Source organism: Bradyrhizobium sp. UFLA01-814 (assembly GCF_046718885.1).
Taxonomy (GTDB): domain Bacteria; phylum Pseudomonadota; class Alphaproteobacteria; order Rhizobiales; family Xanthobacteraceae; genus Bradyrhizobium; species Bradyrhizobium elkanii.
The window spans coordinates 19857-28732 of sequence record NZ_JAQOSR010000120.1 but is presented as its reverse complement, the minus strand read 5'-3'; the positions used below and the strand labels follow the sequence as shown (position 1 = coordinate 28732).

6 protein-coding genes are annotated in these 8876 nt (G+C 65.4%); all 6 read left to right on the top strand.

Annotation, left to right across the window (positions count from 1 at the left end; genetic code table 11):
- The first annotated feature begins 600 nt into the window (after positions 1–600).
- The 6 genes from topA (at position 601) to rpmG (ending at position 8772) form a co-directional block, all read left to right on the top strand.
- Positions 601–3372, top strand: a complete 2772-nt coding sequence (topA, locus tag PMN64_RS29805; protein WP_411783230.1) for a type I DNA topoisomerase — start codon at positions 601–603, stop codon at positions 3370–3372.
- Entirely contained in the window at positions 3373–5733 is a 2361-nt protein-coding gene (gene rnr / locus PMN64_RS29800) for a ribonuclease R (RefSeq protein WP_411783229.1), read from the top strand. It begins immediately after the preceding gene.
- The gene (locus tag PMN64_RS29795; RefSeq protein WP_028341024.1) at positions 5724–6161 is read left to right on the top strand and encodes a DUF983 domain-containing protein; all 438 of its coding nucleotides are present in this window, start codon (positions 5724–5726) and stop codon (positions 6159–6161) included. The genes rnr and PMN64_RS29795 overlap by 10 nt, the downstream gene beginning before the upstream one ends.
- Positions 6162–6197: 36 nt before the next feature.
- Complete coding sequence (locus PMN64_RS29790; protein WP_411783228.1) at positions 6198–6947, top strand: NUDIX hydrolase; 750 nt, start codon at positions 6198–6200, stop codon at positions 6945–6947.
- Positions 6948–7150: 203 nt separating this feature from the next.
- Positions 7151–8476 carry an LLM class flavin-dependent oxidoreductase gene (locus PMN64_RS29785; protein ID WP_028341026.1) on the top strand — a complete coding sequence of 442 codons (1326 nt, stop codon included), beginning with the start codon at positions 7151–7153 and terminating at the stop codon, positions 8474–8476.
- A 128-nt stretch (positions 8477–8604) separates the two neighbouring features.
- Positions 8605–8772 carry a 50S ribosomal protein L33 gene (gene rpmG / locus PMN64_RS29780; RefSeq protein ID WP_018271988.1) on the top strand — a complete coding sequence of 56 codons (168 nt, stop codon included), beginning with the start codon at positions 8605–8607 and terminating at the stop codon, positions 8770–8772.
- Positions 8773–8876 lie beyond the last annotated feature (104 nt).

Genomic DNA, 8876 nt, shown 5'->3' with positions numbered 1-8876 from the left:
GGTCCTACCCCCGAGCTTTCTACCCATTGCTCGGGGCCCATGGGTGCGATCGGCACCCGGCTTTCCCTGCGCCCTCTGATCAAGGGAGGGCGGAACGAAGAGCAAAGCTCGGGCGATCACGTCGCGAGAATGCGGAAGTTTGCCTCACTGACCGTGCCACCTATTCGGTGTCGTCCCTGCGAAAGCAGGGACCCATAACCACCGACGTTGATCGTTGCGCGATGTTGGAACGACGAGTCGCTTCAACAACATCCGCTGCGGCGTATGGGTCCCTGCTTTCGCAGGGACGACACCGGTAGATGCGGCGATCCAGTACGCCGCGGCCTCTCGGCTCAAGCACCACCGCTTTCGGCAGCCCCTGTGCTGCTCAAAAGGCCTAGTCCGATTCCCACCCTATATATAAAGAGATACGCCCTTTCCGGCCGCAACTCTAGGACGCATTTTGCAACCCTTGGGATAGAGACTCCACAGCTTGGCAACGCCCTTCAATATCTGGCGATTTGACAGGGACCGCCCCAGCACCCATGTTCGCCCCGACACGGCGGGCCGCGAGTCTAGCGGAACCCACCTTCAAATTTTCCCGTAAGCTATTGGAATGACATGAATATCGTCATTGTGGAGTCGCCGGCTAAGGCCAAGACGATCAACAAATATCTGGGGTCCTCCTACGAGGTCCTGGCGTCGTTCGGCCATGTTCGCGACCTCCCGGCCAAGAATGGTTCCGTCGATCCCGACGCCAATTTCCAGATGATCTGGGAGGTCGATGCCAAGGCCGCGAGCCGGCTCAACGACATCGCCAAGGCGCTCAAGGGCGCCGACCGCCTGATCCTCGCAACCGACCCCGATCGCGAGGGCGAGGCGATCTCCTGGCACGTGCTGGAGGTGATGAAGGAGAAGCGCGCGCTGAAGGACCAGAAGGTCGAGCGCGTGGTGTTCAACGCCATCACCAAGCAGGCCGTCTCCGAGGCGATGAAGGCGCCGCGCCAGATCGATGGCGCGCTGGTCGACGCCTATATGGCGCGCCGCGCGCTGGACTATCTGGTCGGCTTCACCCTCTCGCCCGTGCTGTGGCGCAAGCTGCCCGGCGCCCGCTCCGCCGGCCGCGTACAATCGGTCGCGCTGCGGCTGGTGTGCGACCGCGAGCTCGAGATCGAGAAGTTCGTTCCGAAGGAGTACTGGTCGCTGGTCGCGACGTTGCTGACGCCGCGCGGCGACGCCTTCGAGGCGCGGCTGGTCGGCGCCGACGGCAAGAAGATCGCACGGCTCGACATCGGCTCCGGCGCGGAAGCCGAGGATTTCAAGAAGGCGATCGAGGCCGCGCTGTTCAAGGTCGCGACCGTCGAGGCCAAGCCGGCCCGGCGCAATCCGCAGGCGCCCTTCACCACCTCGACCCTGCAGCAGGAAGCGAGCCGCAAGCTCGGCTTCGCGCCGGCGCACACCATGCGCATCGCGCAGCGGCTCTATGAGGGCATCGACATCGGCGGCGAGACCGCCGGCCTCATCACCTATATGCGAACCGACGGCGTGCAGATCGCGCCCGAAGCGATCACGCAGGCGCGCAAGGTGATCGGCGAGGACTATGGCAACGCCTATGTGCCGGACGCCCCGCGCCAGTACCAGGCCAAGGCCAAGAACGCGCAGGAAGCCCACGAAGCGATCCGCCCGACCGATCTGTCGCGTCGCCCGGCCACCATCGGCCGCAGGCTCGATGCCGATCAGGCGCGGCTCTATGAATTGATCTGGAAGCGCACCATTGCGAGCCAGATGGAGTCGGCCGAGCTCGAGCGCACCACCGTCGACATCGAGGCCAAGGCCGGCTCACGCGTGCTGGAATTGCGCGCCTCCGGCCAGGTCATCAAGTTCGACGGCTTCCTCGCGCTCTATCAGGAAAGCCGCGACGACGAGGAGGACGAGGATTCGCGCCGCCTGCCCGCGATGAGCGAGGGCGAGGCCGTGAGGCGCCAGAGCCTCGCCGTCACCCAGCATTTCACCGAGCCGCCGCCGCGCTTCTCGGAAGCCTCGCTGGTGAAGCGGATGGAAGAGCTCGGCATCGGCCGCCCCTCGACCTACGCCTCGATCCTGCAGGTCCTGAAGGACCGCGGCTATGTCAAGCTCGAGAAGAAGCGGCTGCACGGCGAAGACAAGGGCCGCGTCGTGGTCGCGTTCCTGGAGAACTTCTTCTCGCGCTATGTCGAATACGACTTCACCGCCGATCTCGAGGAGCAGCTCGACCGCATCTCCAACAACGAGATCGCCTGGCAGCAGGTGCTGCAGGACTTCTGGCGCGGCTTCATCGGCGCGGTCAACGACATTAAGGACCTCCGGGTCGCCGAGGTGCTCGACGCGCTCGACGAGATGCTCGGCCCGCACATCTATCCGCCGCGCGCGGATGGCGGCGACGTCAGGCAATGCCCCACCTGCGGCACCGGCCGGCTCAACCTCAAGGCCGGCAAGTTCGGCGCCTTCGTCGGCTGCTCGAATTATCCGGAATGCCGCTACACCCGCCCGCTCGCGGCCGACAGCGCCGAAAGCGCCGACCGCGTGCTCGGCACCGATCCCGACACCGGCTTCGATGTCACGGTGAAGGCCGGCCGCTTCGGCCCCTACATCCAGCTCGGCGAGCAGAAGGATTACGCCGAAGGCGAGAAGCCGAAGCGCGCGGGCATTCCAAAAGGCACCTCGCCGGCCGATGTCGATCTCGAACTGGCGCTGAAGCTGTTGTCGCTGCCGCGCGAGATCGGCAAGCATCCGGAAACCGGGCAGCCGATCACCGCCGGCCTCGGCCGGTTCGGGCCGTTCGTCAAGCACGAGAAGACCTATGCCAGCCTCGAGGCCGGCGACGAGGTGTTCGACATCGGGTTGAACCGCGCCGTCACGCTGATCGCGGAGAAGATCGCCAAGGGCCCGAGCGGCCGCCGCTTCGGCGCCGATCCCGGCAAGCCGCTCGGCGATCACCCGACGCTCGGCGTGGTCGCGCTGAAGAACGGCCGCTACGGCGCCTATGTCGCGGCCGGCGGCGTCAACGCGACGATCCCGAGCGACCGCACCCCGGACCAGATCACGCTCGCGGAGGCGATCGCGCTGATCGACGAGCGCGCGGCCAAGGGCGGCGGCAAGAAGGCCAAGAAGGCGAAGGCGGAAAAGCCCGCCAAGGCGAAGAAAGCCAAGTCCGAGGCGACCGAGACTGACGGCGACGCCGAAGCCAAGCCCGCCAAGAAGGCTGCGTCGAAGAAGGCCGCGGCGAAGCCGAAGACGGATGCGACCAGCAAGGCGCGCGCGCCGGTCGCCTCCGGTGCCAAGACGTCGCCTGCAAAATCATCGGCACCAGCGAAAGCGCCCGCGAAGAAGAGCGCCGGCAAGGCACGAGGATAAGTGAAACGAAAACCCGACCATGGCTTTCCGGGCCGGGATGCCATCGTCGCCTTCATCCGCGCCAATCCAGGCAAGGTCGGTACCCGCGAGATCGCGCGCGAGTTCGGCCTGAAGAACGCCGACCGCGTCGAGCTGAAGCGGATCCTCCGCGAGCTCGCCGACGACGGCACGATCGCCAAGCGCGGCCGCAAGATCCACGAGCCGGCGGCGCTGCCGCCGACCGTGCTCGCCGACATTACCGGCCGCGACAGCGACGGCGAACTGATCGCCACGCCCGCTGAGTGGGACTCGGACGAGAACGGCACCGCCCCGAAAATCCGCATCGAGACGCCGCGGCGGCCGAGGCCCGGCACCACCGCCGGCGTCGGCGACCGCGCGCTGCTGCGCGTCGAAGTCACGGACGAGCAAGACGGCACACCCTATCGCGGCCGCGTCATCAAGGTGATCGATCACGGGCGCACCCGGATCCTCGGCATCTTCCGCCGCAATCCCGATGGCGGCGGGCGCCTGATCCCGGTCGACAAGAAGCAGGCCGGCCGCGAGCTCAACATCGCCAAGGCCGACAGCGGCGGCGCCGAGGACGGCGATCTCATCAGCGTCGACCTGATCCGCACCCGCGGCTATGGCCTGGCCTCCGCCCGAGTCAAGGAGCGGCTCGGCTCGATTGCTAGTGAAAAGGCGATCAGCCTGATCGCGATCAACACCCACGATATCCCGCAGGTGTTCTCGTCCTCTGCGCTGCGCGAAGCCGAAGAGGCAGAACCCGCGACCTTGCAGGGCCGCGAGGACTGGCGTGACGTGCCGCTCGTCACCATCGATCCGCCGGATGCCAAGGATCACGACGACGCGGTGCATGCGGAAGTCGATCATGATCCGAACAACAAGGGCGGCTTCATCGTCCATGTCGCGATCGCCGACGTCGCCTACTATGTGCGGCCCGGCTCGGCGCTTGACCGCGACGCGTTGCAGCGCGGCAACTCGGTCTATTTCCCTGATCGCGTGGTGCCGATGCTGCCCGAGCGCATCTCCAACGATCTCTGCTCGCTGGTGCCGGGCGAGCCGCGCGGCGCGCTCGCGGTGCGCATGGTGATCGGCGCCGACGGCCGCAAGCGCTCGCATACCTTCCACCGCGTGCTGATGCGCTCGGCCGCAAAGCTCCATTACGCGCAGGCACAGGCTGCGATCGACGGACGGCCCGACGACATCACCGGCCCCATCCTCGATCCGATCCTGAAGCCGCTGTGGTCGGCCTACGAGCTGGTCAAGCTTGCACGCAACGAGCGCGACCCGCTCGATCTCGATCTGCCCGAGCGCAAGATCCTGCTCAAAGCCGACGGCACCGTCGACCGGGTGATCGTGCCGCAGCGGCTCGACGCGCACCGGCTGATCGAGGAGTTCATGATCCTCGCCAACGTCGCCGCGGCCGAAATGCTGGAGAAGAAGGCGCTGCCGCTGATCTACCGCGTGCATGACGAGCCGAGCCAGGAGAAGGTACACAACCTGCAGGAATTCCTGAAGACGCTCGACCTGCCCTTCACCAAGCAGGGCGCGCTGCGTCCCACGCAATTCAACCGCGTGCTGGCGCAGGTTGCCGGCGAGGACTACGAACCGCTGGTCAACGAGGTGGTGCTGCGTTCGCAGGCGCAGGCCGAATACTCCGCCGAGAATTACGGCCATTTCGGCTTGAACCTGCACCGCTACGCGCACTTCACCTCGCCGATCCGTCGCTATGCCGATCTGATCGTGCATCGCGCGCTGATCCGCGCGCTCGGGCTTGGCGAAGGCGCCTTGCCGACCGATGAGACCGTGGAGACGCTCGCCGAGATCGCCGCGCAGATCTCCGTCACCGAGCGCCGCGCGATGAAGGCGGAGCGCGAGACCACCGACCGGCTGATCGCACATTTCCTTGCCGATAAGGTCGGCGCCTCGTTCCAGGGCCGCATTTCCGGCGTGACGCGATCCGGCCTGTTCGTGAAGCTCGACGACACCGGCGCCGACGGCCTGATCCCGATCCGCACCATCGGCAGCGAGTATTTCAACTACGACGAAACCCGCCACGCGCTGATCGGCACGCGCAGCGGCACCATGTATCGGCTCGGCGACATCGTCGATGTGCGGCTGGTCGAGGCCGCGCCGATAGCCGGCGCGCTGCGGTTTGAGTTATTATCCGATGGTCAGGCAATTCCGCGCGGCAGAAAACGCGACGGCGTAAGGGCCGAGCGCCGTGCCGCCGGATTTGGCAAGGGACCGAAAGGATCAGGCAAGAAGGCGCACAAGGAGCGGAAATCGCGCAACAAGAAGGATCGCAAGCCGGCGCAGCAGAAGTCCGGCAAATCGAAGCGAGGCAAGTCATGGAAGTGACCCCGCCGACAGTGGTCTGGACTCGCGAGGCGGCCGAGCCCGAGAAGCGCGACGTGTGGAGCGCGATGAAGCGCGGGTTCCGCTGCCGCTGTCCGCGCTGCGGAAATGGCAGACTGTTCCGCAAGTTTCTCAAATGCGACGGCCATTGCCCGGTCTGCGACCTCGACTTCACGCCGCATCGCGCCGACGATCTGCCTGCCTATCTCGTCATCGTTATCGTCGGCCATATCGTGGTACCGATGGCGCTGTGGATCGAGACCAATTATTCGCCGCCGGTGTGGCTGCAACTTGCGATCTATCTGCCGTTTACGCTGTTCGCATCGCTGGCTTTGTTGCAGCCGGTGAAGGGAGCCGTGATCGGCTTGCAATGGGCCCTGCGCATGCATGGCTTTGACGAGAATCCCCCTAGCGACATCCCGCCGGTCTAGCTAAACCGGACCGCAAGAAGAAATGAAAGGGATGAGATGACTGAAGCTGCCGCAACCGCCGCTGTGGTGCACCAGGGCGAAAAAGAAGCCGATCATCATGCGTATTTCCGGCCGAAGGATGCGGCGACGCTGATCCTGATCGATCGCTCCGGCGCCAAGCCGAAGGTGCTGGTCGGCAAGCGCCACGACAAGGTCGTGTTCATGCCCGGCAAGTTCGTTTTCCCCGGCGGCCGCGTCGACAAGGCCGACAACCGCGTGCCGGTCGCAGCGCCGATCACGCCGGAGCTCGAAGCCAATCTGTTGAAGGGCAGCCCGAAGATCACGCCCGGCCGCGCACGTGCGCTAGCCAACGCCGCGATCCGCGAGGCCTGCGAAGAGACCGGACTCTGCCTCGGCCGCAAGGTCGAGAAGCGGCACAAGCTCGACGGGCCCTGGGCGGCGTTCGCCGATGCAGGTCTGTTGCCCGATCCGTCCGGCCTGTTCCTGATCGCGCGCGCGATCACCCCGCCCGGCCGCGTCCGCCGCTTCGACACGCGCTTCTTCACCGCCGACGCCTCGACCATCGCGCATCGTGTCGAAGGCGTGGTGCATGCCGATGCCGAACTGGTCGAGCTGGTCTGGGTCGAGATCGGCTCCGAGCCGCTCGCCGACGCGCATGCCATGACCAAGAACGTGCTCACCGAGCTCGACCGCCGTCTCGCCACCGGCCCGCTCCGCCACGACGCGCCGGTGCCGTTCTTCCATTTCTACGGCGGCAAGATGCAGAAGGACGTGCTGGGGACGTAAGATGATCCTCGTCACTCCGGGGCGATGCGCAGCATCGAACCCGGAATCCCGAGATTGCGGCGCGAGATTCGGGTTCATCGCTGCGCGATGCCCGGAATGACAATGTCGAGAGAGCGGCCAAAAACAAAATAATCTTCCCGATGGCGCGCCGCAAAACGCCTCCCTATCTGTTCCGCTAACGACATCAAGCACGGAACGGGGCAATGGCGAAGCGTCAACTCAAGCTCGGCGCGTTCATGCGGCCGATCAGCATCCACACCGGCGCCTGGCGCTATCCCGGGGCTTGGCCCGACGCCAATTTCAACTTCGACCACATCAAGACGCTGATCAGGAAGCTCGAGGCCGGCAAGTTCGACGCCTTCTTCATGGCCGACCATCTGGCCGTGCTGAACATGCCGATCAATGCGCTGAAGCGCAGCCACACCGTGACCTCGTTCGAGCCGTTCACGCTGCTCTCGGCGCTCGCCGCCGTCACCGAGAATATCGGCCTGATCGCGACCGGCTCGACCACCTTCGACGAACCCTATCACGTCGCGCGGCGCTTCGCCTCGCTCGACCACATCTCGGGCGGCCGCGCCGGCTGGAATATCGTCACCACGTCCAATCCGGACGCGGCGCTGAATTTCGGCCTCGACGATCACATGGAGCACGCCGAGCGCTACAGGCGCGCCCGCGAGTTCTACGACGTCGTCACCGGCCTGTGGGATTCCTTCGCCGACGATGCGTTCGTGCGCGACGTCGAGTCAGGCCTGTTCGTCGATCCCGTCAAGATGCATGTGCTCAATCACAAGGGCCAATATCTCTCGGTGCGCGGCCCGCTGAACATCGCCCGCCCGGTGCAGGGCTGGCCTGTCATCGTGCAGGCCGGAGCCTCCGATGACGGCAGGCAGCTGGCGGCCGAGACGGCGGAAGCCGTGTTCACCGGCGGCGGCAGCCTGGCCGACGGACAGAAGCTCTATGCCGACATCAAGGGCCGCATGGAGAAGATCGGCCGCGATCCCGAGCATCTGAAGATCCTGCCCGGTGCCTTCGTCGTGGTCGGCGACAGCGTCGAGGAAGCCAAAGAGAAGCGCGCGCTGCTCGACAGCCGCGTGCATTACGATAGCGCGATCGCCTCGCTGTCGGTGATCCTCGGCACCGATGCGTCCGGCTTCGATCCCGACGGACAGTTGCCGCCGATCCCCGAAACCAATGCAAGCAAGAGCGGCCGGCAGCGCCTCGTCGATGTCGCGGCGCGCGACAAGCTCACCGTGCGCCAGCTCGCGCAGCGCGTCGGCGGCTATGGCGGGCTCGCCTTCGTCGGCACGCCGCAGACCATCGCCGACCAGATGGAGGAATGGCTGACCGGCCGCGGCAGCGACGGCTTCAACATCATGTTCCCCTATCTGCCGCAGGGCCTGTTCGAGTTCGTCGACAAGGTGGTGCCGGAACTGCAAAGGCGCGGGATTTTCCGCACTCAGTACGAAGGTCGGACCCTGCGCGAGAATTTGGGCCTGCCGCGGCCGAAAAATCAGTTCTTCGAGGGGTAATAGGCCCGGAATCGGGGTGATCTTGGCTCAGAAATCCTTGACTTTGGGCGGTTTCTGGCTAGTTTCCCGGCCAAACGCGGGCCGATTTGGCCGGCTCCCGAATTCCCCCGATTTTCGAGGTTTTGCACATGGCCAAGGCGGTCACCATCAAGGTCAAGCTCGTGTCGACGGCCGACACCGGCTTCTATTACGTTGCCAAGAAGAATTCGCGCACCATGACCGACAAGCTGGTCAAGAAGAAGTACGACCCGGTCGCGCGCAAGCACGTCGAGTTCAAGGAAGCCAAGATCAAGTAAGATCGGCTGCTTCCGACGTTTCAAACGGGGCCCTCGCGGCCCCGTTTTTGCTTTCTAGGCTTGCGTCATCCCTTATGATTCCCGGACCAGTCCCGGGCGCAGGG

What these genes read in the sequence shown, in the direction of transcription:
- topA (WP_411783230.1), top strand. Translation starts at nt 601, where the DNA reads ATGAATATCGTCATTGTGGAGTCGCCGGCTAAGGCCAAGACGATCAAC.
- PMN64_RS29795 (WP_028341024.1), top strand. Translation starts at nt 5,724, where the DNA reads ATGGAAGTGACCCCGCCGACAGTGGTCTGGACTCGCGAGGCGGCCGAG.
- PMN64_RS29790 (WP_411783228.1), top strand. Translation starts at nt 6,198, where the DNA reads ATGACTGAAGCTGCCGCAACCGCCGCTGTGGTGCACCAGGGCGAAAAA.
- PMN64_RS29785 (WP_028341026.1), top strand. Translation starts at nt 7,151, where the DNA reads ATGGCGAAGCGTCAACTCAAGCTCGGCGCGTTCATGCGGCCGATCAGC.
- rpmG (WP_018271988.1), top strand. Translation starts at nt 8,605, where the DNA reads ATGGCCAAGGCGGTCACCATCAAGGTCAAGCTCGTGTCGACGGCCGAC.